19 protein-coding genes are annotated in these 25,567 nt (G+C 62.1%); 10 read left to right on the top strand and 9 right to left on the bottom strand.

Features of this window, described 5'->3' with window-relative positions; translation table 11 throughout:
• Positions 1-22: 22 nt before the first annotated feature.
• Positions 23-487 carry a hypothetical protein gene (locus MOQ67_RS17940; protein WP_232925867.1) on the top strand — a complete coding sequence of 155 codons (465 nt, stop codon included), beginning with the start codon at positions 23-25 and terminating at the stop codon, positions 485-487.
• 12 nt (positions 488-499) lie between these two features.
• Here MOQ67_RS17940 and MOQ67_RS17945 read toward each other — a convergent pair whose 3' ends face one another.
• The 7 genes from MOQ67_RS17945 to tpx form a co-directional block, all read right to left on the bottom strand.
• Positions 500-1,246, bottom strand: coding sequence for an SDR family oxidoreductase (locus MOQ67_RS17945; RefSeq protein ID WP_046383198.1), 747 nt, complete (start codon positions 1,244-1,246; stop codon positions 500-502).
• 54 nt (positions 1,247-1,300) lie between these two features.
• Entirely contained in the window at positions 1,301-3,397 is a 2,097-nt protein-coding gene (locus MOQ67_RS17950; RefSeq protein ID WP_104903066.1) for a putative bifunctional diguanylate cyclase/phosphodiesterase, read from the bottom strand.
• A gap of 152 nt (positions 3,398-3,549) precedes the next feature.
• Complete coding sequence (locus MOQ67_RS17955) at positions 3,550-5,019, bottom strand: efflux transporter outer membrane subunit (protein WP_017848439.1); 1,470 nt, start codon at positions 5,017-5,019, stop codon at positions 3,550-3,552.
• Positions 5,016-8,123 (bottom strand): efflux RND transporter permease subunit, encoded by a 3,108-nt coding sequence (locus MOQ67_RS17960; protein WP_102618159.1) that lies wholly within the window; start codon positions 8,121-8,123, stop codon positions 5,016-5,018. Before MOQ67_RS17960 ends, MOQ67_RS17955 begins: the two co-directional genes overlap by 4 nt.
• Entirely contained in the window at positions 8,120-11,221 is a 3,102-nt protein-coding gene (locus tag MOQ67_RS17965; protein ID WP_198717869.1) for an MdtB/MuxB family multidrug efflux RND transporter permease subunit, read from the bottom strand. The genes MOQ67_RS17960 and MOQ67_RS17965 overlap by 4 nt, the downstream gene beginning before the upstream one ends.
• On the bottom strand, positions 11,218-12,516 hold the full coding sequence (locus MOQ67_RS17970; protein WP_026140210.1) for an MdtA/MuxA family multidrug efflux RND transporter periplasmic adaptor subunit: 1,299 nt from the start codon (positions 12,514-12,516) through the stop codon (positions 11,218-11,220). Before MOQ67_RS17970 ends, MOQ67_RS17965 begins: the two co-directional genes overlap by 4 nt.
• 232 nt (positions 12,517-12,748) lie before the next feature.
• The gene (gene tpx / locus MOQ67_RS17975; protein ID WP_017848435.1) at positions 12,749-13,249 is read right to left on the bottom strand and encodes a thiol peroxidase; all 501 of its coding nucleotides are present in this window, start codon (positions 13,247-13,249) and stop codon (positions 12,749-12,751) included.
• 170 nt (positions 13,250-13,419) lie between these two features.
• Here tpx and MOQ67_RS17980 point away from each other — a divergent pair, with 170 nt between their 5' ends.
• Entirely contained in the window at positions 13,420-14,709 is a 1,290-nt protein-coding gene (locus tag MOQ67_RS17980; RefSeq protein ID WP_104903065.1) for a glycosyltransferase, read from the top strand.
• Between the two features lie 76 nt (positions 14,710-14,785).
• Here MOQ67_RS17980 and MOQ67_RS17985 read toward each other — a convergent pair whose 3' ends face one another.
• Positions 14,786-15,298 carry a GNAT family N-acetyltransferase gene (locus tag MOQ67_RS17985; RefSeq protein WP_046385261.1) on the bottom strand — a complete coding sequence of 171 codons (513 nt, stop codon included), beginning with the start codon at positions 15,296-15,298 and terminating at the stop codon, positions 14,786-14,788.
• Between the two features lie 245 nt (positions 15,299-15,543).
• Between MOQ67_RS17985 and MOQ67_RS17990 the strand changes: the two genes are divergently transcribed.
• From MOQ67_RS17990 to MOQ67_RS18025, 8 genes are all read left to right on the top strand, one after another.
• Positions 15,544-16,449 carry an AraC family transcriptional regulator gene (locus tag MOQ67_RS17990; protein WP_017848432.1) on the top strand — a complete coding sequence of 302 codons (906 nt, stop codon included), beginning with the start codon at positions 15,544-15,546 and terminating at the stop codon, positions 16,447-16,449.
• A gap of 178 nt (positions 16,450-16,627) precedes the next feature.
• Positions 16,628-17,950, top strand: coding sequence for an ABC transporter substrate-binding protein (locus MOQ67_RS17995; protein WP_026140208.1), 1,323 nt, complete (start codon positions 16,628-16,630; stop codon positions 17,948-17,950).
• 134 nt (positions 17,951-18,084) lie between these two features.
• Entirely contained in the window at positions 18,085-18,975 is an 891-nt protein-coding gene (locus MOQ67_RS18000) for a carbohydrate ABC transporter permease (protein WP_046385260.1), read from the top strand.
• A gap of 10 nt (positions 18,976-18,985) precedes the next feature.
• On the top strand, positions 18,986-19,816 hold the full coding sequence (locus tag MOQ67_RS18005) for a carbohydrate ABC transporter permease (RefSeq protein ID WP_012723930.1): 831 nt from the start codon (positions 18,986-18,988) through the stop codon (positions 19,814-19,816).
• A 46-nt stretch (positions 19,817-19,862) separates the two neighbouring features.
• Positions 19,863-20,966: an ABC transporter ATP-binding protein gene (locus MOQ67_RS18010; RefSeq protein WP_046383191.1), complete on the top strand. Its 1,104-nt coding sequence runs from the start codon at positions 19,863-19,865 to the stop codon at positions 20,964-20,966.
• 16 nt (positions 20,967-20,982) lie between these two features.
• On the top strand, positions 20,983-22,464 hold the full coding sequence (locus MOQ67_RS18015) for a mannitol dehydrogenase family protein (protein WP_104903063.1): 1,482 nt from the start codon (positions 20,983-20,985) through the stop codon (positions 22,462-22,464).
• A 137-nt stretch (positions 22,465-22,601) separates the two neighbouring features.
• Positions 22,602-24,083: a xylulokinase gene (gene xylB / locus MOQ67_RS18020; RefSeq protein WP_198717868.1), complete on the top strand. Its 1,482-nt coding sequence runs from the start codon at positions 22,602-22,604 to the stop codon at positions 24,081-24,083.
• Positions 24,084-24,095: 12 nt separating this feature from the next.
• Positions 24,096-25,034, top strand: coding sequence for a carbohydrate kinase family protein (locus MOQ67_RS18025; RefSeq protein WP_104903062.1), 939 nt, complete (start codon positions 24,096-24,098; stop codon positions 25,032-25,034).
• 105 nt (positions 25,035-25,139) lie between these two features.
• On the opposite strand, the gene MOQ67_RS18030 is transcribed toward MOQ67_RS18025, so the two are convergent.
• On the bottom strand, positions 25,140-25,409 hold the full coding sequence (locus tag MOQ67_RS18030; RefSeq protein ID WP_017848424.1) for a DUF1652 domain-containing protein: 270 nt from the start codon (positions 25,407-25,409) through the stop codon (positions 25,140-25,142).
• Positions 25,410-25,567: the final 158 nt, after the last annotated feature.

Below are 25,567 nucleotides of genomic sequence, written 5' to 3' on the forward strand. Positions count from 1 at the left end.
TGGTTCGAACCGGAGGTTTCCTATGAGCGTTTCTGTACCCCCAAGGCCTGCACCCCTGCCCATCCCGCCCAACTACATGCGTGCCGTCGAACAAAAGCAGGTTCGCGAGATGTACGCTCCGCTGGACCGACCGGCCGGCGACCTGCGCTCGGCACAGCAGATCATCGACCAGAGCCCGGTCATGACGCACTTCCTGCAAGGCCGCGACAGTTACGCGATCGGCGACGACCTCAAGCAGCAGGTCGGTGACTGGACCCCATCCAACGCAGACCCGGATGCGCGTGCTGACGCGGCTTACAACCTGGAAAAAGTGCTGCAGTTTCTCGACAACCTTGACGACCGCACCTTGAATGGCAGCCATGCCCGCAACGGGCGTATCGATGGGTTCTTCAACGACGGCTACAGCACCCTGGATAACTCCGAAGCCAGCCGGCTCAAGGCGTTTTCCTTTAAAGGCTATGAAGTGCTGCGCCATCTGCCGAGCTGAAGGCCGAGGGCCTCAACGACCGCCGCCCAGGTCGACGAACGTCCCGGTGGCATAGGACGCCTTGTCCGACAACAACCAGACAATCGCCTCCGCCACCTCGTCCGGCCGGCCGCCACGGGCCATGGGAATCCCGGACTCCAGCTTGCTGACCCGGTCCGGATCACCACTCAGGGCATGGAAGTCGGTGTAGATATAGCCGGGGCGCACCGCGTTGACACGAATGCCCTCGCCCGCCACTTCCTTCGACAGCCCGATGGTAAAGCTGTCCAGCGCGCCCTTGGAGGCGGCGTAGTCGACATATTCACCCGGCGAACCGAGGCGCGCCGCCACCGACGACACATTGACGATGCTGCCGCCCTGCCCACCATGCCGGGGTGACATACGCAGCACCGCGTGCTTGGCGCACAGAATCGGGCCGAGCACGTTGGTCTTCATGATCTTCAGGATGCGGAACTCGGACATTTCATCAACACGGGATTTATGCCCCACAGTGCCGGCATTGTTGACCAGTGCCGTCACCCGCCCCAACTCGTTGTCAACACGATGGAACAGCGCGATCACCTCATCCTCGATGCTCACATCGGCGCGCACCGCAATGGCCTGGGCACCCAGCGCACGGACCTGGTCGAGCACGCGATGAGCGGCCTCTTCGTCCGACTGGAAGTTGATGCAAATGCGATAGCCCTGGCGAGCCGCCAGCAATGCCGTCGCGGCGCCAATCCCACGACCGCCCCCGGTGATGATGAGGACTTTGTCCATGCCTACGCTCTCCTGAATCAACCAAATGTTTAGAGTTGGCCCCAAGAATACCCGTCAAGCACGCTGCTTGTCAGGCGCCAGCGCTGCTTGTGCCCGCAGGATGTCGGCCATGAAGCCATCCGCCGGTAACGGATGCCCGAGCAAGTAGCCCTGCAACGCGTTGCACCCCAGGCGTGTGAGGAAGCTCTGCTGGACATCGGTTTCCACCCCTTCGGCGACAATCCGCAGCCCAAGGGCCTGGCCCAGGGCGACGATGGCCGAGACAATGGCGGCGTCGTCGCCGTCGTGTTCCAGGTCTCGCACAAAGCCACGGTCGATCTTCAGTTCGTTGGCCGGCAGGCGCTTGAGGTACATCAGGCTGGAATAGCCGGTGCCGAAGTCGTCAATGGACAGATCGACCCCCATTTCCGACAGCTGCTGCAACACCGTCATGCTCGCATCGGCATCGCTCATGGCGGTGGTTTCGGTAATCTCCAGCGTCAGGCTGTTGGCCGGCAACTGGTGGCGATCCAACGCGGCGGCGACACTCTTGACCAGGCCGGCGTGGCAAAACTGCAACGCCGACAGGTTCACCGCGATTCGCCAGCCTTCATAACCCTGGGCGTACCACACGCGCATCTGACGGCAGGCTTCGTCGAGCACCCACTCGCCAATCGGAATGATCAGCCCGGTTTTTTCCGCCAGCTCGATAAAGGCCGCCGGCAGCAACAAGCCCTCTTGCGGATGCTCCCAGCGCAGCAAGGCTTCGGCGCCTATCGGGGCACCGCTGACAGCGTCGAACTTGGGCTGGTAGTACAAGCGGAACTGCTGCTGCTCGACTGCGTTGCGCAAGTCCTGCAACAACTGCAGTTGCTTGCGCGCGTTAGAGTTCATCGACACATCGAAGAAGCTGTAGCCATTCTTGCCCATGCCCTTGGCGTGGTACATCGCGGCGTCGGCGTTCATCAGCAGTTCCTGGGGCGTACTGCCGTTGCCCGGGAACATCGCGATACCGACGCTGGCTGAAATTTTCAGCACGTGTTCGGCCACCTGGAACGCGCGATTGATCAGCACCACCTGGCGTTCGGCAAGGCCCAGGGCATCATTGGGCTGCGTCAGTTGCACCAGCAGCACAAACTCATCACCGCCGATGCGCGCCAGGGTGTCCTGGCTGCGCAGATCTTCACGCAGGCGCTGGCTGACTTCGCGCAACAACTGGTCGCCCATGTGATGGCCGAAGGCATCGTTGACCGGCTTGAAGCCGTCCAGATCGATAAACATCAGGGCCAGGCAACCGCCCTGCTCTTTCACCGCCTGCATGGCTTGCTGAATCCGGTCGGCGAGCAGGGTGCGATTGGGCAGGCCGGTCAGGGTGTCGTGCAGGGCCAGGTGGGTCAGTTCCTGATTGGCCAACGTCAGCGAGTCGGCCAGCACCGCGGTACGCGCCTCCAGGCGCGCGTCGAGCAACGACGTGAGCAGCGCGATAACCAGCACGGCCAGGCTGGTGACCAACACCAGGTTATCCAGGCCCTTGCCGCTCAAGCCGGTCAGCGCGGCGCCGCAGAAACTGTCGTCGGCAAAACGCGCCGCCGCCATGCCGGTGTAGTGCATGCCGACGATGGCCACGCCCATCACCACGGCGGCGCCACCGCGCGCCAGACGCACATAAGGCGTGTTGCGCCGCAGATTGAAGGCGATCCACAGTGCCGCGCCAGACGCCGCCACCGCGATCAGCAACGAGGCGCCAAACAACGCGGGGTCGTAATCGATGCCCGGCAGCATCCGCATCGCGGCCATGCCGGTGTAATGCATGCTGCTGATGCCGGCGCCCATGATCAGCGCGCCAAACCCCAGTTGCCACATAGGCAGGCGCTGCTGGCTGACCAGCCACAAGGCAAAGCCGCAGGACAACACCGCGATCAACAGCGACAACGCGGTAATGTCCAGGTCAAAACCCAGGGCGAACGGCAACCTGAGCGCCAACATGCCGATAAAGTGCATGGACCACACGCCCACGCCCATGGCCAATGCCCCGCCCAGCATCCACAAGTAGATGGCGCGACCCTTGGCCGTGGCGATGCGACCGGAGAGGTCGAGCGCGGTGTAGGAAGCAAGCACCGCGACGAACAGGGAGATCACGACCAGAGAGGGAGAATAACTACCGATGAGCATGGAACTTCTCGAGAGCGACGGGTTGTAAACACCCGCCCCGGGTGGCAAAGCCGCGGATTGTAGCGAGAATAATTATTGAACAGGTGATTAATTATCATAGGGCCAACATCGGCAATTTGACGTCAATCGGCCCATTCAAAAAGGCCCGGACTTCACTCCTTTTCCGCCACTTGAGTCTGCCCATCCCAACCACCGCCCAACGCGGCGATCAGTTGCACGCTGGCCACCAATCGCGTCTGCAGCAAGGTCAGCACGGTGCGTTCGTTACTCAGCGCCGTCGCCTGCACGGTGACCACATCCAGGTAAGCGATCAGCCCCGCTTTGTATTGGTTCTGGGTCAAGCGCAGCGATTCGCGAGCGGCCTCCAGGGCTTCGTTGCTGACCACGGCTTCGTCTTCCAGCACCTTGAGCTGGACCATGTAGTTTTCCACTTCGCGAAAACCATCCAGCACGGTCTGGCGATACTTGGCCACGGTTTCGTCGTAACTGGCCACGGTGCGGTCGACTTCCGCCGAGCGCTGGCCGCCGTCGAACAGGGTCATCGCCAGTTTCGGCCCGACCGACCAGAAGCGGTTCGGCAGGCTGATCCAGTCTGAATAGGTGCTGCTGGAATAACCGCCAGCCAGGCTCAGGCTCAGGTCCGGGTAATAGGCGGCCTTGGCCACGCCGATATTGGCGTTGGCGGCGATCACCGAGCGTTCGGCCGAGGCAATGTCCGGGCGCCGTTCGAGCAATTGCGACGGCAGGCTCACCGGAATCTGCGGCAAGGCCGGAATGTCCTTGCTCACGGCCAGGTTGAAGTTGGCCGGCGCCTCGCCGATCAACACGGCGATGGCGTTTTCCAGCTGGGCACGCTGCCAGATCAGGTCGATCAGGCTGGCCTGGGTGGACTTGAGCTGGGTTTGCGCCTGGGCCACGGCTTCCTTGCCGGAGACGCCGGCGCGGTATTGGTTTTCGGTCATTTGCAGGGAGCGCTGGTAGGTGTCCAGCGTGGCTTGCAGCAACCGGGTCTGCTCATCCATGACGCGCAGTTGCAGGTAGCTTTGCACCAACTCCGACTGCTGGCTCAAGCGCATCGCGGCCAGGTCCGCCGAGCTGGCTTCGGCGCTGGCCTCTTTGGCTTCCAGGCCCCGGCGCAACTTGCCCCAGACATCGGCTTCCCAGCTCACGCCCAACTGCGCGTTGAGGGTGTCGCGGATGCCGCTGCTGGAACTGCTGAGGCTGGCGTTGCTGCTGCCGGTGCCCTGGCTGGCGCGGGTTTTCCCGACGCTCAGGTCCACCGTCGGGTAAAACGCCCCACGGGAACTGCGCACCAGCGCCTGGGCCTGGCGGAAGCGCGCTTCGGCCTGGGCGACGGTCTGGTTGGCATTGTTCAGCCGGACCACGAGGTCATTGAGCTGACGGTCGCCGTACAGCTCCCACCAGGCGCCACGGGCCAGCGCATCGCTCGGCGTGGCCTGGCGCCAGCCCTGGGCTTGCTTGAACTGCGCCGGCTCGATGACCTCCGGACGCGTGTAGTCGGGGCCGACGGCGCAAGCGCTGAGCAACACCCCGCAGAGCACCAGGCTGGCGACGCGGGAACCACGGGGCATGGCCAATGTGGCGAAAATTGAATCGGTCATAGCGCAGTGTCCAGGGCAGCATCGGTACGCACGCCGCGCCAAGCGTTGAAACGATGGCGCGCGCGGTCGAGATAAAGGTAAACCACCGGGGTGGTGTAAAGGGTCAGGATCTGGCTGAAGACCAGCCCGCCGATAATGGTCAGGCCCAGGGGCTGGCGCATTTCCGCGCCTTCGGCCCTGCCGAGCAACAACGGCAAGGCACCGAGGATCGCCGCCAGCGTGGTCATCAGAATCGGCCGCAGACGCAACAGGCAGGCGCTGCGAATCGAATCCAGCGGGCTCAGGCCATCATTGCGCTCCAGTTGCAGCGCCAGGTCGATCATCAGGATCGCGTTTTTCTTCACCACCCCGATCAACAGGAACAAGCCGAGCAAGGAGATCAGGCTGAACTCGCCGCCCAGCAGGTAGATGGAGAGCAAGGCTCCGACGCCGGCCGACGGCAAGGTCGAGAGGATCGTCAGCGGGTGGATATAACTTTCATACAGAATACCCAACACCAGGTACACCGCCACCAGCGCGCCGAGGATCATGAACGGCTGGCCCTTCTGGGTCGCCGCAAAGGCATCGGCGGTGCCGGCCATCTTGGCGATGACGTCCTCCGGCAAGCCCACCTTGGCAATTGCCCGCTCGATGGCCGCGGTGCCCTGCTCCACCGTCACGCCGGGGGCTATGTCAAAGGCGATGTTTTCCGAGGCGAACTGGCCTTCGTGACTGACCCGGTCGTCCGCCAGGCTGTTCTCATAATGGGCAATGGTCGATAACGGCACCCGCGCGCCTGTGGAGGTGATCACCTGCATCTGGTTCAGGGTGATCGGGTCCTGGGCGTATTTCGGGTTGACCTCCATCACCACCTGATACTGGTTGAGGCTGTCATAGATAGTCGAAATCTGCCGCTGGCTGTAGGCGTTGTTCAGCACCGCAGTGACCATGTTCATATCGATACCCAGGCGCTTGGCCTGGTCGCGGTCGACGACCAGCGTCACCTGGGCCGCGCCCCGGCCTTCGCGGGCGTCGATGGCGGTGAGTTCGGGTAACGCACGCAGTGCGGCCACGACCTTCGGGTACCACAGGCGCAGCGCAGACAGATCACCGCTTTGCAGGATGTAGGAATACTGCGCACTGGTCTGGTCACGCCCGCCACCGAATTGCAGGTCCTGGTCAGCCATCAGGAACAGCCGCCCGCCCGGCACCAAGGGCACGTTCTTGCGCAGACGCTCGATCACCGCCTGGGCGGAGACCTTGCGTTCGCTAATGGGTTTGAGTCGAACCAGCATCACCGCGTTGTTGGTGCCGCTGTTGCCGCCGATGAAACCGGCCACGCTGAGCACCGCCGGGTCTTGCAACACGGCCTTGCGGAAAATCTCCATCTTCGGCTGCATCACGCTGAACGACAGCCCATCGTCACCGCGCACAAAGCCGATCAATTGCCCGGTGTCCTGCTGGGGCATGAAGGTTTTCGGCACCACCACATACAGCGCGATATTCACCCCCACCGTGATCAGCAGGCTGAGCAAGGTCAGGCGCCGATGGCGCAGCACCCAGTCCAGGCTGGTGGCGTAGGCCGAGACCATGCGGTCGTTGACCTTCTGGCTCCAACGCTGCAAACCGGTCAGTTGGCCTTTGATATGAGGCTTGAGCCAACGCGCGCAGAGCATCGGCGTGAGGGTCAGCGAGACCACCAGCGACACGATGATCGCCGCCGACAAGGTGATGGAGAACTCGCGGAACAGGCTGGTGACGATCCCGCCCATGAACAGGATGGACAGGAACACCGCCACAAGCGACACGTTCATCGACAGCAAGGTAAAGCCGACTTCCTTGGCCCCCAGGTACGCCGCCTTCATCGGCGGCACACCTTCGTCGATATGCCGGGAAATGTTCTCCAGCACCACGATGGCATCGTCCACCACCAGGCCGGTGGCGAGGATCAGCGCCATCAGCGAGAAGTTGTTCAGCGAGAAACCGAACAGATACATCACCGCGAAGGTGCCGACCAGCGACACCGGCACCGCCAGGGTTGGAATCAGCGACGCACGGAAGTTACCGAGGAACAGGTAGACCACCAGGATCACCAGCCCTACGGCAATCAGCAAGGTCATCTCGGCCTCGTGCAGGGTGGCGGTGATCACCGGCGAGCGATCCATCGCCAGGCTCAGCTTGACGCTGGACGGCAGCACCGCCTGCAATGCCGGCAACTGCGCCTTGATCTGCCGGACGGTCTCGATGATGTTGGCACCGGACTGGCGGTTGATCACCAGCAGCACCGCCGAATCGTTGTTGAAGAAGCCGCTGTTGTAGCGGTCTTCCACACCGTCGCTGATCTTCGCCACATCGCCCAGGCGCAGGGCCGCGCCGTTCTGGTAGCGGATCAGCAGCGGTTCATAGTCCTTGGCTTTTTCCAGCTGGTCGTTGGCCTGGATCTGCCAGTTGCGCTCGGCGTCTTCCAGGGAACCCTTGGGCCGACGCTGGTTGGCGTTGGCGATGGTGTTGCGCACATCGTCGAGGGCCACGCCGTACTGGTCGAGGGCCTTGGGTTCGAGTTCGATCCGCACCGCCGGCAGGGAACTGCCGCCGATCTGCACTTCACCCACGCCCGGCACCTGGGACAGGCTTTGCGACAGGATGGTCGACGCCAGGTCGTACAGCTGGCCCTTCTGCAATACGTCCGAGGTCAGCGACAGCACCATGATCGGCGCCTGCGACGGGTTGATCTTCTTGTAGGTCGGCATGCTGCGCATGCCGCTGGGCAGCAGGTTGCGCGAAGCATTGATCGCCGCCTGCACTTCGCGCGCCGCGCCGTTAATATCACGGTTGGAATCGAACGCCAGGATCACCCGGGTCGAACCCTGGCTCGACGAACTGCTCATGGTGGTAATACCGGCAATCGCGCCGAACGAGCGCTCCAGCGGCGTGGCCACGGTGGACGCCATCACCTCGGGGCTGGCGCCGGGCAGGCTGGCCGACACCACGATCACCGGGAAGTCGATCTGCGGCAGCGGCGACACCGGCAGCAGATTGAAGCTGACACCGCCCAGCAACATGATCGCCAGGCTCAACAGCATGGTCGCGACCGGGCGGCGAATGAAAGGTCCGGACAGGTTCATGACTCAACCGGCTCCAGGCGTTGCGGCTCTTTGCGCCAGCGCCGCCCCAGGCGATCGAAGTACAGGTAGATCACCGGCGTGGTGAACAGGGTCAATACCTGGCTCACCAGCAAACCGCCGACCATCACCAGGCCCAGGGGTTGACGCAGCTCCGCACCGGAACCGGTGGCCAGCATCAACGGCACCGCGCCGAACAGCGCGGCCAGGGTGGTCATCAGGATCGGCCGGAAGCGCAACAGCGCCGCCTGGTAGATCGCGGTCTGCGGGTCAAGGCCCTGGTTGCGTTCGGCGTCGAGGGCGAAGTCGATCATCATGATCGCGTTCTTCTTGACGATACCGATCAGCAAAATGATGCCGATGATCGCGATCATGCCCAGGTCATTGCCGCTGAGCAGCAACGCCAGCAACGCCCCCACCGCCGCCGAAGGCAGGGTCGAGAGGATGGTGACCGGGTGGATGTAGCTCTCGTAGAGCACGCCGAGCACGATGTACATGGTGACCACCGCCGCCAGGATCAGCAGCAAGGTGCTCGACAGCGAGGCTTCGAACGCCTGGGCCGCGCCCTGGAACTGGGTCTGCACGCCCACCGGCATGCCGATGTCTTTCTGGGTCTGGTTGATCAACTCCACGCCCTTGCCCAGTGCGACGCCAGGGGCCAGGTTGAACGACATCATCACCGCCGGGAACTGACCGATATGGGCAATCGCCAACTGCGCCTGGCGCTGTTCCACATGGGCCAGGCTCGACAGCCGCACCTGGCCGCCGTCGGTGGTCTTGACGTAGATCTGGTTCAGCGCATCCGGCCCCAGGGTCTCGCCCGACTGGGCCTGCAACACCACGCGGTATTGGCTGGCCTGGGTGTAGATGGTGGAAATCTGCCGCTGACCGAAGGCGTCGTACAGCGCATCGGTGATGGTCGACACGTTGACGCCCAGGCGCGAGGCCGCATCGCGGTCGATCACCAGGTACACCTGCAGGCCCTTGTCCTGCAGGTCGCTGGCGACGTCGGTGAGCTGCGGCAACTGGCTCAAGGCATGGACCAGCTTTTCACTCCACAACGCCAGCAGTTCGGCATCGGGTGACGACATGCTGAACTGGTACTGGGTGCGGCTGACGCGGTCTTCGATGGTCAGATCCTGCACCGGCTGCATGTACAGGCGGATGCCCACCAGTTTGTCGATTTGCGGCTGCAGGCGGGTGATCACCTGGGCCGCGCTCAAGTTCCGCTGCCCATGGGCCTTGAGGTTGATCAGCAAGCGACCGCTGTTGAGGGTGGCGTTGTCGCCATCCACACCGATGTAGGACGACAGGCTTTCCACCGCCGGGTCGGCCAGGATGATCTTCGCCAGCTCCTGCTGGCGCTGGCTCATGGCCGCGAAGGAAATCGACTGCGGCGCTTCGGAAATGCCCTGGATCACCCCGGTGTCCTGCACCGGAAAAAAGCCCTTGGGCACCACCAGGTACAGCACCACGGTGAGGCCCAGGGTGGCGATGGCCACCAGCAACGTCAGCGGCTGGTGCTTGAGCACCCACTGCAACTTGCGCCCGTAGGCCGCGATCAACCAATCGATCCAGGCGCCGCTGGCCTTGTAGAAACGGCTCTGTTGTGCTTCCTCGGGCTCACGCTTGAGCAGGCGCGCGCACATCATCGGCGTCAGGGTCAGGGACACCACCAGGGAAATCAGGATCGCCACCGCCAGGGTGATGGCGAACTCGCGGAACAGGCGCCCGACCACATCGCCCATGAACAGCAACGGAATCAATACGGCGATCAGCGACAGGGTCAGGGAAATCAGGGTGAAGCCGATCTGTTTGGCGCCCTTGAGCGCGGCGGCCAGCGGGGTTTCACCTTCCTCGATATAACGCGAGATGTTCTCCAGCATCACGATCGCATCGTCGACCACGAAGCCGGTGGCGATGGTCAGGGCCATCAGCGTCAGGTTGTTGATCGAGAAACCCGCCAGATACATCACGCCAAAGGTGCCCACCAGTGACAGTGGCACGGCGATCGACGGGATGATCGTCGCGCTGACGCGGCGCAGGAACAGGAAGGTCACCATCACCACCAGGGCAATCGCGATCAGCAATTCGTGCTGCACGTCGGTGACCGAGGCGCGGATGGTCTGGGTACGGTCGGTCAGCACCGTCACATCCAGGCCGGCCGGCAGGTTATCGGTGATGCTCGGCAGCAGGGCCTTGATACGGTCGACTACCTCGATCACGTTGGCGCCGGGTTGGCGCTGGATATTCAGCAGCACGGCCTGGTTTTCGTTGGCCCAGGCGGCGAGGCGTTCGTTTTCGGCGCCGTCGACGATCTGCGCGACGTCCTTCAGACGCAGCGGCGCGCCATTTTTGTAGGCCAGGATCAATTCGGCGTATTGCTGCGGCGACACCAGTTGGTCGTTGGCGTCGAGCATCGACACGCGGGTCGGCCCGTCGAAGTTGCCCTTGGGCTGGTTGACGTTGGACGCGGTAATCAGCGTGCGTACATCCGACAGGTTCAAGCCGTTGGCCGCCAGGGCCTCGGGGTTGACCTTGATACGCACGGCCTGGCGCTGGCCACCGGCAATGCTGACCATGCCGACACCGCTGATCTGCGCGATCTTTTGCGCCATGCGTGTGTCGACCAGGTCATTGAGCTTGGGCAGCAGCATGGTCTTGGAGGTAATCGCCAAGGTCAGCACCGGGGTATCCGCCGGGTTGACCTTGTTGTACACCGGCGGTGCCGGCAAGTCCTTGGGCAGCAGGTTGGTCGCGGCGTTGATCGCGGCCTGCACCTGTTGCTCGGCGACATCCATATTGATATCGAGGTTGAAGCGCAGGGTCAGCACCGAGGCCCCGCCGGAGCTGGTGGAGGCCATCTGGGTCAAGCCGGGCATTTGCCCGAACTGGCGCTCCAGGGGCGCGGTGACTGCGCTGGTCATCACATCCGGGCTGGCGCCGGGGTACAGGGTCATCACCCGGATGGTCGGGTAGTCCACCTGGGGCAAGGCCGAGACCGGCAACAAGCGGTACGAGATGATCCCTGCCAGGACAATCGCCAGCATGCTCAGCGTGGTAGCGACCGGGCGAAGGATAAACAGCCGCGACAGGTTCATGAACCGACCTTTTGCGCCTTGCCGGCGTCAGCACCGGTCTCCCCTTTGGCCGCGGGCTTGCCTTGCAGGTGCTCGGTCGGCGTGGTCGGGACTTGGCTGCTGTCGTTGACCACTTCGACTTCACTGCCGTCCTTCAGGCGGTCGGTGCCTTCCAGCACCACGCGATCGCCGGCGACCAGGCCTTGCTTGATCACGGTGTTGTCGCCATCGCTATCGCCGACCACCAGGGGCTGGACCTTGACCTTCTTGTCGCCGTCGAGCTTGTAGACAAAGGTGCCGGCGTTGCCGAACTGGATGGCGGCGGACGGTGCCAGCACGACGTTGTGCAGGGTGTCGGCGAGCAGATGCACGTTGACGAACTGATTGGGGAACAGCGCCTGGTCTTTGTTATCGAAGCGCGCCTTGAACTTCAAGGTGCCGGTGGTGACGTCGATCTGGTTATCCAGGCTCTGCAGCACGCCGGTGGCTTGGCGCTTGGCGTCGCCGCGGTCCCAGGCTTCCACCGGCAGCTTGTTGCCGGCGTGGTAACGGGCGAGCACGGTTTCCAGGCTGTTCTCCGGCAGAGTGAAGGCCACGCTGATCGGCTGGGTCTGAGTGATCACCGCCAGCGCCGTGGTGTCGTTGGCGGCCACCAGGTTACCGACGTCAAGCTGACGCAGGCCGACGCGCCCGGTGATCGGCGCGCGGATCTTGGTGAATTCGAGGTTGAGCTTGGCGTCGTCGACCGCGCCCTGGTTGGTCTTGACCGTGCCTTGGTATTGCAGGACCAGCGCTTCGGCGGTGTCCAGGGTTTGCTTGGCGATACTGTCCTGGGCATACAAGCCGCGATAACGCTCGACATCGACCTGGGCGTTTTTCAACTGGGCCTGGCTCTGCATCAGCGTGCCCTGGGCCTGGAGCAAGGCGTTCTGGTAACTGCGCGGGTCGATTTCCGCCAGCAGGTCGCCGGCCTTGACCATCTGCCCTTCTTCAAAGGCGATCTTCACCAACTCGCCGCCCACCCGGCTGCGTACATTAATAGTGTTGAGCGCGGTGACCGTCCCCAGTGCCTTGTAGTACACCGGGAACTCCCCCAGCACCGCCGGCGCCACGCGCACCGGCACCGGGCCGGTGGAGCCGCCGAAACCAGGGCGCGCCATGCCCGTTTTACCGGTGCGGCCGGCTGGCGCTTCTGGATGGGGCGCGCCGGTGGGCCAGAATTTCCAGCACAGGCCGGCGATAACCAGCAGCACGAGCAGGCCGAACAGCCAGCGACGGGAGTTGCGGGGGGAGGATTGCATGGAGTGATCAACCATTGGGCGCGAGGGCTTCTTCTTTGGGAGGCTGAAAGATAAGCACTGGGGCGCGTTAAGAAAAGCGCCTTTACCGGCTATTTACCTTGGGCTTACAACTTTTAACTTTTGAGCTTAGTCCACCGGCTATTTCGCTAAACATCTGACCAGCAAATAAAAACGGCCTGGACTAGGCCAGGCCGCAATTATGTACCGCGCAGTGTTACTGCATAACGACAGTAATGCGCAGAAACAGTTACTTCAAAACAGCCAGGGCTGCTTCGTAGTTTGGCTCTTGGCCGATTTCAGGGACCAGTTCGCTGTGCAGTACATTGTCGTTTTCATCCAGCACAACGACGGCACGGGCGGTCAGAGCCCGAAGCGGGCCGTCAGCAATCGAAACGCCGTAGTCAACGGCGAAATCAGCGTTGCGGAAGTCCGACAGGCTCTGCACGTTGTCCAGGCCTTCGGTGCCGCAAAAACGCTTCTGGGCAAACGGCAGGTCAGAGGAGATGCACAGCACCACGGTGTTGGCCACTTTGTCGGCCTGGGCGTTGAACGTGCGTACCGACGTGGCACAGGTCGGGGTGTCGACGCTTGGGAAGATGTTCAGCACTTTGCGCTTGCCGGCGAAGGTGGCCAGGGTCACGTCCGACAGATCGCCGGCGGTCAGGGTGAAGTCTGGCGCCTTGGAGCCGGTTTGCGGCAGTTCGCCTTCAACTTGGACGGGGTTACCACGAAGGGTGACTTGAGCCATGAACGGAATCCTTATGCTGGGTTTGGTTAAACGAATTCGAGAGGCGGAAGTTAACCACAAAGTGCCGTGGCGACCTACCGCCAGACACAAATTGTCATGTCTCGCCGGGCACGCGGGCGGTTGTGGTTTAATTGCGCGGTTTTCGTCCCCGCTCAAGGAATCTGTTGTTGATGAATCAGCCCGCCACCAAAGTCCTGGTCATTGGTTATGTCTGGCCGGAACCGCGCTCCTCGGCTGCCGGCGGGCATATGATGCAGATTCTCGAAACTTTTCTTACACAAGGATGGGATATTACCTTCAGCAGCCCGGCGACCATCGGCGAGCACAAAGCCGACCTGCCGGCACTCGGTATCACCGAGTGCGCCATCGAACTCAATAACAGCAGTTTCGACGACTTTATCCGCGAACTGGCCCCGGACATCGTGCTGTTCGACCGCTTCATGATGGAAGAACAGTTCGGCTGGCGCGTCGAGAAGCACTGCCCCGCGGCCTTGCGGGTGCTGGAAACCTCCGACCTGCAAAGCCTGCGCGACGCACGCCAGCAGCGGCTCAAGGACGACCTCAAGGCGCAACCGGGCAACGATGACTTCAGCGCCTTGTTCGCACCGGGCCTGGAAGACGAGTTCCAGCGCATGGCCGACACCGACCTGGCCAAGCGCGAGATCGCGGCCATCTATCGCTGCGACATCAGCCTGATGATCTCCGACGTGGAAATCCGTCTGCTCACCGAGCACTTCAAGGTGCCCGCCGCCCTGCTCCACTGGTGCCCATTGATGCTCGAGCCACCAACCGAAGCATTCGCCCCCTTTGACGAGCGCGCGCACTTCCTCAGCATCGGCAACTTCCGTCACGCGCCGAACTGGGATGCCGTGCTCTGGATGAAAAACAGTGTGTGGCCGTTGATCCGCCAGCAACTGCCAGGCGCCCAACTGCATATCTATGGTGCCTACACCCCGCCCAAGGCGACGGCCCTGCACAACGCGGCCCAGGGGTTTCATGTGATGAACTGGGCCGAGGATGCCCTGCAAGTGATGACAGCGGCGCGCATCTGCCTGGCGCCGTTGCGCTTCGGTGCGGGGATCAAGGGCAAGCTGGCGGATGCCATGCTCTGCGGCACGCCGAATATCACCACACCGGTCGGCGCCGAAGCCATGGGCGACGAGCAGCCGTGGCCGGGGGCAATCGCCCACAGCGCCACGGCGTTGGCCGATGCCGCCGTGAGCCTTTACCAGGACCGCGAACGCTGGACCCAGGCCCAGGAGCACGGGCGCCAACTCCTGGCCCGCCGGTATGACCAAAACATCCACGGCCCCGCGTTGGTGGAATGCCTGGAACAGTGCCGCAACGACCTCGCCGCCCATCGCCGAAATAATTTCACCGGTAGCATGCTGCGCCACCATGCCCACAAAAGTACGCAATACATGTCGCAGTGGATCGAGGCAAAAAACCGTAACCTTTAGCGCATCGGGAAGCGTGAATATCGTAACTTCGACGTGCCGCCGCTGCGCGGCACGTCACTCGGGGCAGCCCTAAACCTTAACGGCCCCAAACATACCTCACCTCATCCAGCGACACGCCACCACGGACCAGCGTGCGACGGCTGCCAGGCTCTTCTCTTCCGCCGAGCCCCTGATAAAAGCGAACAGCTCTTTCGTTTGCCGATAAAACCCATAAGGTAATATTTTTATAACCTTGATCAAACAAACGGTTTAAACCTGACTCCCACAATTTGGCACCGATTCCTTTACCCCAATACTCTGCCAAAATATAGATAGCCATGACCTCTCCCGACTCCGCTGCGGGCTTGTCTTCATCACGGCAACGGCCCACTGAAATCCAACCGACAACGTTTCCATCCACCTCTGAAACTAAAACGTCAGAATCTTTGCTTTCGATTGCCTGAGCCCAATAAGCCTCCCTTTTCGGCAATGTCGCAGTCAGCGAGGCCAAAAAATCAGCCGGCATCAGATTCGCATAAGCGTGTTGCCAGCTACTGACATGAACATCAGCAATGCTCTTCGCGTCCTTGGGCAGTGCATCACGAATCATAACCAACTCCTTGTTCGTGTTCTGTTTCAGATAAAACGCTTCTTTGCTCCTAGCGACCATGCCCTCTCGATTAGCACGACGCCTGCTCGTAAACGCTTTTGTTAATAGCACAGGCCAGTGAAATATATTAAGTAGCCGATAACCCAAAACGGCCTTCAGGGATGCTCCAACCAACTTGCCGCTGGCAGCGACAGCACACAAGGGGGCATTATTGCGAAGCGCAACCACAATAAAGCGACGGCAGCATGACCCGAGCAACGCGAATCACCGACCCTTCCTACGAGCTGATGGACGATCACAACGGTCTGTCCATCATCTATCGCCAGCACGGTTTCCCTTGCCCGTTGGTGCGCTGGCATTTCCATAAGGAATACGAGCTGCACCTGATCGTCGCCAGTTCCGGCAAGGTGTTCATCGGCGACTACATCGGCAACTTCTACCCGGAAAGCCTGTTCCTTACCGGCCCCAACCTGCCTCACAACTGGATCAGCCAGGTCGAGGAAGACGAAGTGGTGCCCAAGCGCGACATGCTGGTGAATTTCACCGATGAGCTGCTTGAGAACGGCAGTCACATTTTTACTGAGCTCAAGACCCTCGCGCCGCTACTGGAGCGGGCGCAGTCCGGCATCGAGTTTCGCTGCAAGAAGACCATCGCCCAGGCCATGACACTCATGCAACGCATCGAGGACGCCCAGGGCATGGCGCGCCTGGGACACTTCTTTATCCTGCTGGACGTGTTGAGCGCGTGTGAGGACTACCAACTGCTGTCCGGCGTGACCACGCCGCAACTGGCCGACGAACACAGCATCGACCGCACCAACCGGGCGGTGGACTACATCTTTGCGCATTACGCACGGGAGTTGTCACTGGAGGAAGTGGCGGATTACCTGGGGATGAAACCGACGTATTTCTCGCGGGTGTTCAAGCAGGCCACCGGGCGCACGTTTATCGAATTCGTCAATCGCCTGCGCATCAGCAAGTCCTGCGAACTGCTGGCCGATGGCGACAAAGCCGTCACCGATGTGTGCTTCGAGTCGGGGTTCAACAACATTTCCAACTTCAATCGCCGCTTCCAGCAACTTAAAGGCATGACCCCTTCCCACTACCGGCGCCTGGCGGTGCAGCGGCTCACCGAACAGAACCTGGCTTAATCGATTCGGCTTTTGGTGAGCGAGTACAAAAAAGTATCAGTCCCAGTGCGCCCAAGGATTTGTCACACCCCCCATTTGAGGGCTGTAATCAACGCACACTCTTCCTGGCTCCGCGTGGGAAGACACAACAACAATAACTGTCCTTCTGCAGCCCCTGGGCGCAGAAAAGGAGTGCGCGATGAAGTTCACAGTAAAAACACTGCTTGCCTGTTCTTGCATGACGGCATGCATGACCCTCAGCGCCGTCAGCCTTGGCGCGCAAACCCTGACCATTGCCACCGTCAACAACAGCGACATGATCCGCATGCAAAAGCTCTCGAAGACCTTCGAGGCCGAGCACCCGGACATCAAGTTGAATTGGGTGGTGCTCGAAGAAAACGTCCTGCGCCAACGCCTGACCACCGACATCGCCACCCAGGGCGGGCAGTTCGACGTGTTGACCATCGGCATGTACGAAGCCGCACTCTGGGGCGCCAAGGGCTGGCTGGAACCGATGAAGGACCTGCCGGCGTCCTACGACCTCGACGATGTGTTCCCTTCCGTGCGTGACGGTTTGTCCGTCAAGGGTTCGCTGTACGCCCTACCGTTCTATGCCGAAAGTTCGATCACCTATTACCGCACCGACCTGTTCAAGGACGCGGGGCTGAGCATGCCCGAGCACCCGACCTGGACGCAGATCGGTGAATACGCGGCAAAGCTCACCGACAGAAACAAAGAACAATACGGCCTGTGCCTACGCGGCAAAGCCGGTTGGGGTGAAAACATGGCGCTGATCACCACCCTGGCCAACGGCTATGGCGCGCGCTGGTTCGACGAAAAATGGCAGCCTGAATTCAATGGCCCCGAATGGAAGGACGCGCTGAACTTCTACGTCGACAACATGAAGAAATCCGGCCCGCCGGGCGCTTCGAGCAACGGTTTCAACGAAAACCTCGCCCTGTTCAACAGCGGCAAGTGCGCGATCTGGGTCGACGCCAGCGTGGCCGGCTCGTTCGTCACCGACAAGACCCAAAGCAAGGTGGCGGACCACGTCGGCTTCACCTTCGCCCCCCACGAGAAGACTGACAAAGGCACCTCGTGGCTGTACTCCTGGAGCCTGGCGATCCCGACCAGCTCCAAAGCCAAGGACGCCGCCAAGCTGTTCACCAGTTGGGCGACTTCCAAGGAATACGGCGCTCTGGTTGCCAAGACCGACGGCATCGCCAACGTCCCACCAGGGACGCGCAAGTCGACCTACAGCGACGCGTACATGCAGGCCGCGCCGTTCGCCAAGGTCACCCTGGAATCGCTGAAAGTCGCCGACCCGACCCAACCGACGCTCAAGCCGGTGCCGTATATCGGTATCCAACTGGTGACCATTCCTGAGTTCCAGGCGATCGGCACCCAGGTCGGCAAGTTCTTCTCGGGTGCGCTGACGGGTCAGCAAACCGTGGATCAAGCCTTGAGCGCCGCGCAGACCACCACCGAGCGTGAAATGAAGCGGGCCGGTTATCCCAAGTAACCCCCGATCCTGTAGGAGCGAGCTTGCTCGCGAAGGTATTTCAGGCGCATGTCGGCGTCAGATGTACCTTTTTCGCGAGCAAGCTCGCTCCTACAGGAGTTTTGCGCACCTGCCTCTAATCGGTCTTGATCACCATGAATACAACACGCAAAAGCCGCCTGGCCAACCCCGGCTGGTTTCTCGTCAGCCCCTCGGTAGCCTTGTTGCTACTGTGGATGATCGTGCCGCTGGGCATGACCCTGTACTTTTCGCTGATCCGCTACAACCTGCTCTACCCCGGCGAAAACCAGTTCGTGGGGCTGGAGAACTTCACCTACTTCATCACCGATTCGGGCTTCCTGCCCGGCGCCACCAATACCCTGTTGCTGGTGGGCAGCGTGCTGCTGATCAGCGTGGTGTTCGGCGTATTGATCAGCGCCCTGCTGGAGGCCAGTGAGTTCTTCGGCCGCGGCCTGGTGCGGGTGTTGTTGATCTCGCCGTTCTTCATCATGCCCACCGTCGGTGCGCTGATCTGGAAGAACCTGATTTTCCACCCGGTGTCGGGGATTCTCGCCGCCGTGTGGAAGCTGTTCGGCGCGCAGCCGGTGGATTGGCTGGCGCATTACCCGCTGCTGTCGATCATCATCATCGTCTCGTGGCAATGGCTGCCCTTCGCGATCCTGCTGCTGATGACCGCCATGCAGTCCCTCGACCAGGAACAAAAGGAAGCCGCACGCCTGGACGGCGCCGGCGCCATCGCGATCTTCTGGCACCTGACCCTGCCCCACCTGGCGCGCCCGATTGCCGTGGTGGTGATGATCGAAACGATCTTCCTGCTCTCGGTGTTCGCCGAAATCTTCACCACCACCAACGGCGGCCCCGGCTACGCCTCGACCAACCTCGCCTACCTGATCTACAACCAGGCGCTGGTGCAGTTCGACGTGGGCATGGCCTCGGCCGGCGGCTTGATTGCCGTGGTCATCGCCAACATCGCGGCGATCATCCTGGTGCGGATGATCGGCAAAAACCTGACTGACAAGCCTTGAGGGCCGCGCCATGACGCTTCAACAATCCCGCCGCCTGCAAAGCCTGCTGCTCGGCACCCTGGCCTGGGCCATCGCGATCCTGATCTTCTTCCCGATCTTCTGGATGGTGCTGACCAGCTTCAAGACCGAGATCGACGCGTTCGCCACGCCGCCGCAGTTCATCTTCACGCCGACGCTGGAGAACTACCTGCACATCAACGAACGCAGCAACTACTTCAGCTACGCGTGGAACTCGGTGCTGATTTCGTTCAGCGCCACCGCCTTGTGCCTGCTGATCTCGGTGCCGGCGGCCTACTCCATGGCGTTCTACGAGACCCAACGCACCAAGGGCACCCTGCTGTGGATGCTGTCGACCAAGATGCTGCCACCGGTGGGCGTGCTGATGCCGATCTACCTGCTGGCCAAGAGCTTTGGCCTGCTGGATACGCGTATCGCGCTGATCATCATCTACACCCTGATCAACCTGCCGATCGTGGTGTGGATGGTTTACACCTACTTCAAGGACATCCCCAAAGACATCCTCGAAGCCGCCCGCCTGGACGGCGCCACCCTGTGGCAGGAGATGGTCCGCGTGCTGCTGCCGATCGCCAAGGGCGGGCTGGCGTCCACGGTGCTGCTGTCGCTGATCCTGTGCTGGAACGAGGCGTTCTGGTCGCTGAACCTGACCTCGTCGACTGCCGCGCCGCTGACCGCGCTGATCGCCTCCTACTCCAGTCCCGAAGGCTTGTTCTGGGCCAAATTGTCGGCCGTGTCGACCCTGGCCTGCGCGCCGATCCTGATTTTTGGCTGGATCAGCCAGAAACAGCTGGTGCGCGGGTTGTCCTTCGGCGCCGTGAAATAACGGCTTCTCTCTAACAAAAACGAATTCAGAAGCGGAGGCCCATCCCATGGCCAACCTGAAAATCAAGAATCTGCAAAAAGGCTTCGAAGGCTTTTCCATCATCAAGGGCATCGACCTGGAAGTGAACGACAAGGAGTTCGTGGTCTTCGTCGGCCCGTCGGGTTGCGGTAAATCCACGCTGCTGCGGCTGATCGCCGGCCTGGAAGAAGTCAGCGAAGGCACCATCGAGCTCGATGGCCGCGACATCACCGAAGTCACCCCGGCCAAGCGCGACCTGGCGATGGTGTTCCAGACCTACGCGCTGTACCCGCACATGAGCGTGCGCAAGAACATGTCGTTTGCCCTCGACCTGGCCGGCGTCGACAAAAAGCTGGTGGAGAGCAAAGTCAGCGAAGCGGCGCGCATCCTCGAACTGGGCCCACTGCTGGAGCGCAAGCCCAAGCAGCTGTCCGGCGGCCAACGCCAGCGCGTGGCGATCGGCCGGGCGATTGTGCGCAACCCGAAGATCTTCCTGTTCGACGAACCGCTGTCCAACCTCGACGCCGCGCTGCGCGTGCAGATGCGCCTGGAACTGGCGCGCCTGCACAAAGAGCTGCAAGCAACCATGATCTACGTGACCCACGACCAGGTCGAAGCCATGACCCTGGCCGACAAAGTGGTGGTGCTCAACAGCGGCCGCATCGAGCAGGTCGGTTCGCCACTGGAGCTGTATCACCAGCCGGCCAACCTGTTTGTCGCGGGCTTTCTCGGCACGCCGAAAATGGGCTTCCTCAAGGGCAAGGTCACGCGGGTCGAGGGCCAGGGCTGCGACGTGCAACTGGACGCCGGCAGCCTGATCAGCCTGCCGCTGAGCGGCGCCACCTTGAGCGTGGGCAGCGCGGTGACCCTGGGCATTCGCCCGGAACACCTGGAGATTGCCGCACCGGGCCAGGCCGGCCTGACCGTCACCGCCGACGTCGGCGAGCGCCTGGGCAGCGACACCTTCTGCCACGTCATCACCGCCAACGGCGAGCCGCTGACCATGCGAATTCGCGGCGACATGGCCAGCCAGTATGGCGAGACGCTGCACCTGCACCTGGACCCGGCGCACTGCCACCTGTTCGACACCGACGGCGTGGCCGTCACCCGCCCACTGCGCGCCGCCGCCTGATTTCGCGAGAGTTATGATGAAACTGAATAAACACAACCTCACCCAATTGGCGCCGGAAGTGAAAATCCCGACTTACGCCATTGCCGATACCCGCCAGGGCATCGCCCATATCGGCGTCGGCGGTTTCCACCGCGCGCATCAGGCGTATTACACCGATGCGCTGATGAATACCGGCGAGGGTCTGGACTGGAGCATTTGCGGCATCGGCCTGCGCAGCGAGGACCGCAAGGCCCGCGACGACCTGGCCGGCCAGGACTACCTGTTCACCCTGTATGAACTGGGCGACAGCGACGACACCGAAGTGCGCGTGATCGGCTCGATCAGCGACATGCTGCTGGCCGAGGACGGCGCCCAGGGGCTGATCGACAAACTGGCCAGCCCGCACATCCGCATCGTCTCGCTGACCATCACCGAAGGCGGCTACTGCATCGACGACAGCAATGGCGAGTTCATGGCCCACCTGCCGCAGATCCAGCACGACCTGGCACACCCGCAGGCGCCGAAAACCGTGTTCGGCTTTATCTGCGCCGCGCTGACCCAACGTCGCGCCGCCGGCACCCCGGCGTTTACCGTGATGTCCTGCGATAACCTGCCGCACAACGGCGCCGTCACGCGCAAGGCCCTGCTGGCCTTCGCCGCCCTGCACGACGCCGAACTGCACGACTGGATCCAGGCCAACGTGACGTTCCCGAACGCCATGGTCGACCGCATCACGCCGATGACCAGTACCGCGCATCGCCTGCAATTGCACGATGAGCACGGCATCGACGATGCCTGGCCGGTGGTGTGCGAGCCGTTTGTGCAATGGGTGCTGGAAGACCGCTTCGTCAACGGCCGCCCGGCCTGGGAAAAGGTCGGCGTGCAGTTCACCGATGACGTCACGCCCTATGAGGAAATGAAGATCGGCCTGCTCAACGGCAGCCACCTGGCCCTGACTTACCTGGGGTTTCTCAAGGGGTATCGGTTCGTTCACGAGACCATGAATGACCCGTTGTTCGTCGCGTACATGCGCGCCTACATGGACCTGGACGTCACGCCGAACCTGGCGCCGGTGCCGGGCATCGACCTCACGCAGTACAAGCAGACCCTGGTCGACCGCTTCTCCAACCAGGCGATTGCCGACCAGTTGGAGCGCGTGTGTTCCGATGGCTCGTCGAAGTTTCCCAAGTTCACCGTGCCAACGATCAACCGCCTGATTGCCGATGGGCGCGAGACCGAGCGCGCAGCGTTGGTGGTGGCCGCGTGGGCGTTGTACCTCAAGGGTGTCGACGAGACTGGCGCGGTCTACAAAATTCCCGACCCGCGTGCCGAGTTTTGCCAGGGCCTGGTGAGTGACGATGCGCGAATCAGTCAGCGCCTGCTCGGCGTGGAGGAGATTTTCGGCACGGCTATTCCCAAGTCGGCTGAGTTTGTGGCAGCGTTCGAGCGCTGCTATGCGAGCCTGCGCGACAACGGCGTCACAAAAACACTGCAGCAACTCCTGAAGAAACCGGCTTAAACCTGTGGGAGGGGGCTCGCCCCCGATAGCGGTGGGTCAGTAAAGAACATTTACACTGAAACACCGCCATCAGGGGCAAGCCCCCTCCCACATTTGAAGCGCATTTACAATCCAACAACAATGCTGAGCAAACCCTCATGACCCAGCAAAACCTGTTCCTCGGCATCGACTGCGGCACCCAAGGCACCAAAGCCATCGTCCTCGACGCCTCCAGCGGCAAGGTGCTGGGCCTGGGCGCCGCGGCACACACGCTGATCAGCGGCGCCAACGGCCGGCGCGAGCAGCACACCCAGGAGTGGCTGGACGCCTTTACCGAAGCCACCCACCGCGCCCTGCAACAGGCCGGCGTGGACGGCCAGGATATCCTCGGCATCGGCGTGTCCGGCCAGCAACACGGCCTGGTGTTGCTCAATGACAGCGGCCAGGTGCTGCGCCCGGCCAAGTTGTGGTGCGACACCGAAACCGCCGCCGAAAACGAGCGCCTGTTGCAATACCTGGGGGGCGAAAGCGCTTCGCTGGAGCGTCTCGGCGTCGCGATCGCGCCGGGTTACACCGTGTCCAAACTGCTGTGGACCCGCGAGCAGCACCCCGAGGTGTTCGCGCGCATCGCGCATATCCTGCTGCCCCACGACTACCTCAACTACTGGCTCACCGGCCGCGCCGTCGCGGAATACGGCGATGCCTCGGGCACCGGCTACTTCAACGTGCGCAGCCGTACCTGGGACGTGGCGCTGCTCCAGCACATCGACCCCAGCGGCCGCCTGCAGGCAGCCTTGCCGACGCTGATCGAAGCCGACCAAGCCGTCGGCACGATCCTGCCGGCCATCGCCGAACGCCTGGGCATCAACCCCGACGCCATCGTGTCCAGCGGCGGCGGCGACAACATGATGGGCGCCATCGGCACCGGCAATATCGCCCCCGGCGTGATCACCATGAGCCTGGGTTCATCGGGCACCGTGTATGCCTTCGCCGACCAGCCCAACGTCAGCCCCCAGGCGTCGGTCGCGACCTTCTGTTCCTCCAGCGGCGGCTGGTTGCCGTTGATCTGCACGATGAACCTGACCAACGCTACCGGGGTGATTCGCGAACTGTTCGACCTCGACCTCGACGCCTTCAACGCCCTGGTCGAGCAGGCGCCGATCGGTGCCGACGGCGTGAGCATGCTGCCGTTCCTCAATGGCGAACGCGTGCCCGCCCTGCCCCACGCCACCGGCAGCCTGCATGGCTTGACCATGACCAACCTGACCCGCGCCAACCTGTGTCGCGCGGTCGTCGAGGGCACCACCTTCGGCTTGCGTTACGGCCTTGATCTGTTGCGCCAGACCGGCCTGCACAGCCAGAGCATCCGCCTGATCGGCGGCGGCTCGAAAAGCCCGGTGTGGCGGCAGATGGTTGCCGATATCATGCACACCGAAGTGATCTGCACCGAACAAAGCGAAGCGGCGGCCCTGGGCGCGGCGATCCAGGCGGCGTGGAGCCAGTCCGGCGAGTCCCTGGCCAGCCTGTGCGAAAAATGCGTGAGCGTCGACCCGGCCAGCCGGACCCTGCCGGTGGCCGACAATGTCAGCGCCTATCAACACGCCTACGAGCGCTATCAGCAGCACGTGGCAACCCTTTAAGAGCGAACGACTATGTATCTGGTGTGCGGTGAAGCGCTGTTTGATTTTTTCAGCGAGGACGATCCCAGCGGGCAAGCCTCCAAACTCAATTACAAGGCGATTGCCGGTGGTTCGCCGTTCAACGTCGCCGTCGGTTTACGCCGGCTCGGCATCGAGGCCGCGCTGTTCGGCGGCGTGTCCACCGACTTCCTCGGGCAGCGCTTGTTGCAGGTGCTCAGGGACGAAGGCGTCAACCCGCAGTTCCTGGTGGAATTCGCCGCGCCGACCACCCTGGCGATGGTCGCCGTGGGCGCCGATGGCTCGCCACAATACAGCTTTCGCGGCGAAGGCTGCGCCGACCGCCAATTGACGCGCGCACACCTGCCAACCCTGGGCGATGAGGTTCGCGGGCTGCATGTAGGTTCGTTCTCCCTGGTGGTGCAACCGATTGGCGACACCCTGCTGGCCCTGGTCCAGCGCGAAAGCGGCAAGCGCTTGATCAGCCTCGACCCCAACGTGCGGCTCAACCCGCAACCGGATATCCAACTGTGGCGCGAGCGCGTGGCCGAACTGGTCAAGTACGCCGACCTGATCAAGGTCAGCGATGAAGACCTGCACCTGCTCTACCCCGACCAATCGCCGGAAAGCGTGCTTGAGGGCTGGTTGGAACACCGCTGCCAGTTGGTCTTTCTCACTCGCGGCGGTAACGGCGCCAGCGTGTTCAGCCGCCAGCACGGGCACTGGTCGCAACCGGCGGTGAAGGTGGTGATGGCCGATACCGTGGGTGCCGGGGACACCTTCCAGGCGGCGTTGATTGCCTGGCTGACCGAGCAACAACTGGATTCGGTCGAGGGCCTGCAGCAACTGACCCGCGCCCAGATCGACGCGATGCTCGGCTTTGCGATCCGTGCGGCCGCCATGACCTGCGGCAAAACGGGCCCGGACCTGCCCTATCGGCAACAGTTGGGGTGAACAAACGATCACAGCCTGCGGCGTTCAGCACGGATTGACGGGTAGCAACAGCATCGGGCCTGGTATTTACCAGGCCCGCAGATCGGTGAAAGCAACGCTCGCTATCTAGTAGTGGCCGCGCCCTGCTGCTCTTTGCAGTGCAGGCCCCTGCGATTGCTTGAGGTCTTCGCGCAACCCGGTGATCAGGTTGCAAATGGCTCGACTGCTGTCGAGTTTGTCAGCATTGATGCCTTTGACTTCCAGATCCACCCGGTCACGGTCGCGATCGTCATAGACCTTGATCGTCAACGAGGCATCTTCAGCTTTGGTGCATTCACACCGTTTAGGCAGGAAACTTCCTTCAATGATACTGCGAAGTTCTAATTCCGAAAGCATGGTCAACCTCTCCTTTCTTGAGACGGCCAATCGATTGCTATAAGTCTTGCAGGCACTTACCCGCCACGTCCTGCCAACCCTGGAAGACGTTTACAATCAATAAGCCTACTCGGCAAAATCCGTTCTCGTTGTAACCTTTCCTCATAAGCAGTACCCAG

It is taken from the genome of Pseudomonas sp. LY-1, from assembly GCF_053502595.1.

Coding starts and splice junctions, on each gene's coding strand:
- MOQ67_RS17995 (WP_026140208.1), top strand. CDS start 16,628: ATGAAGTTCACAGTAAAAACACTGCTTGCCTGTTCTTGCATGACGGCA.
- MOQ67_RS17985 (WP_046385261.1), bottom strand. CDS start 15,298: ATGATTCGTGATGCACTGCCCAAGGACGCGAAGAGCATTGCTGATGTT.
- MOQ67_RS17980 (WP_104903065.1), top strand. CDS start 13,420: ATGAATCAGCCCGCCACCAAAGTCCTGGTCATTGGTTATGTCTGGCCG.
- MOQ67_RS17940 (WP_232925867.1), top strand. CDS start 23: ATGAGCGTTTCTGTACCCCCAAGGCCTGCACCCCTGCCCATCCCGCCC.
- MOQ67_RS18025 (WP_104903062.1), top strand. CDS start 24,096: ATGTATCTGGTGTGCGGTGAAGCGCTGTTTGATTTTTTCAGCGAGGAC.
- MOQ67_RS18000 (WP_046385260.1), top strand. CDS start 18,085: ATGAATACAACACGCAAAAGCCGCCTGGCCAACCCCGGCTGGTTTCTC.
- MOQ67_RS17945 (WP_046383198.1), bottom strand. CDS start 1,246: ATGGACAAAGTCCTCATCATCACCGGGGGCGGTCGTGGGATTGGCGCC.
- MOQ67_RS17955 (WP_017848439.1), bottom strand. CDS start 5,019: ATGACCGATTCAATTTTCGCCACATTGGCCATGCCCCGTGGTTCCCGC.
- MOQ67_RS17950 (WP_104903066.1), bottom strand. CDS start 3,397: ATGCTCATCGGTAGTTATTCTCCCTCTCTGGTCGTGATCTCCCTGTTC.
- MOQ67_RS17965 (WP_198717869.1), bottom strand. CDS start 11,221: ATGAACCTGTCGCGGCTGTTTATCCTTCGCCCGGTCGCTACCACGCTG.
- MOQ67_RS18015 (WP_104903063.1), top strand. CDS start 20,983: ATGAAACTGAATAAACACAACCTCACCCAATTGGCGCCGGAAGTGAAA.
- MOQ67_RS18010 (WP_046383191.1), top strand. CDS start 19,863: ATGGCCAACCTGAAAATCAAGAATCTGCAAAAAGGCTTCGAAGGCTTT.
- MOQ67_RS18005 (WP_012723930.1), top strand. CDS start 18,986: ATGACGCTTCAACAATCCCGCCGCCTGCAAAGCCTGCTGCTCGGCACC.
- MOQ67_RS17990 (WP_017848432.1), top strand. CDS start 15,544: ATGACCCGAGCAACGCGAATCACCGACCCTTCCTACGAGCTGATGGAC.
- MOQ67_RS17970 (WP_026140210.1), bottom strand. CDS start 12,516: ATGGTTGATCACTCCATGCAATCCTCCCCCCGCAACTCCCGTCGCTGG.
- MOQ67_RS18030 (WP_017848424.1), bottom strand. CDS start 25,409: ATGCTTTCGGAATTAGAACTTCGCAGTATCATTGAAGGAAGTTTCCTG.
- tpx (WP_017848435.1), bottom strand. CDS start 13,249: ATGGCTCAAGTCACCCTTCGTGGTAACCCCGTCCAAGTTGAAGGCGAA.
- MOQ67_RS17960 (WP_102618159.1), bottom strand. CDS start 8,123: ATGAACCTGTCCGGACCTTTCATTCGCCGCCCGGTCGCGACCATGCTG.
- xylB (WP_198717868.1), top strand. CDS start 22,602: ATGACCCAGCAAAACCTGTTCCTCGGCATCGACTGCGGCACCCAAGGC.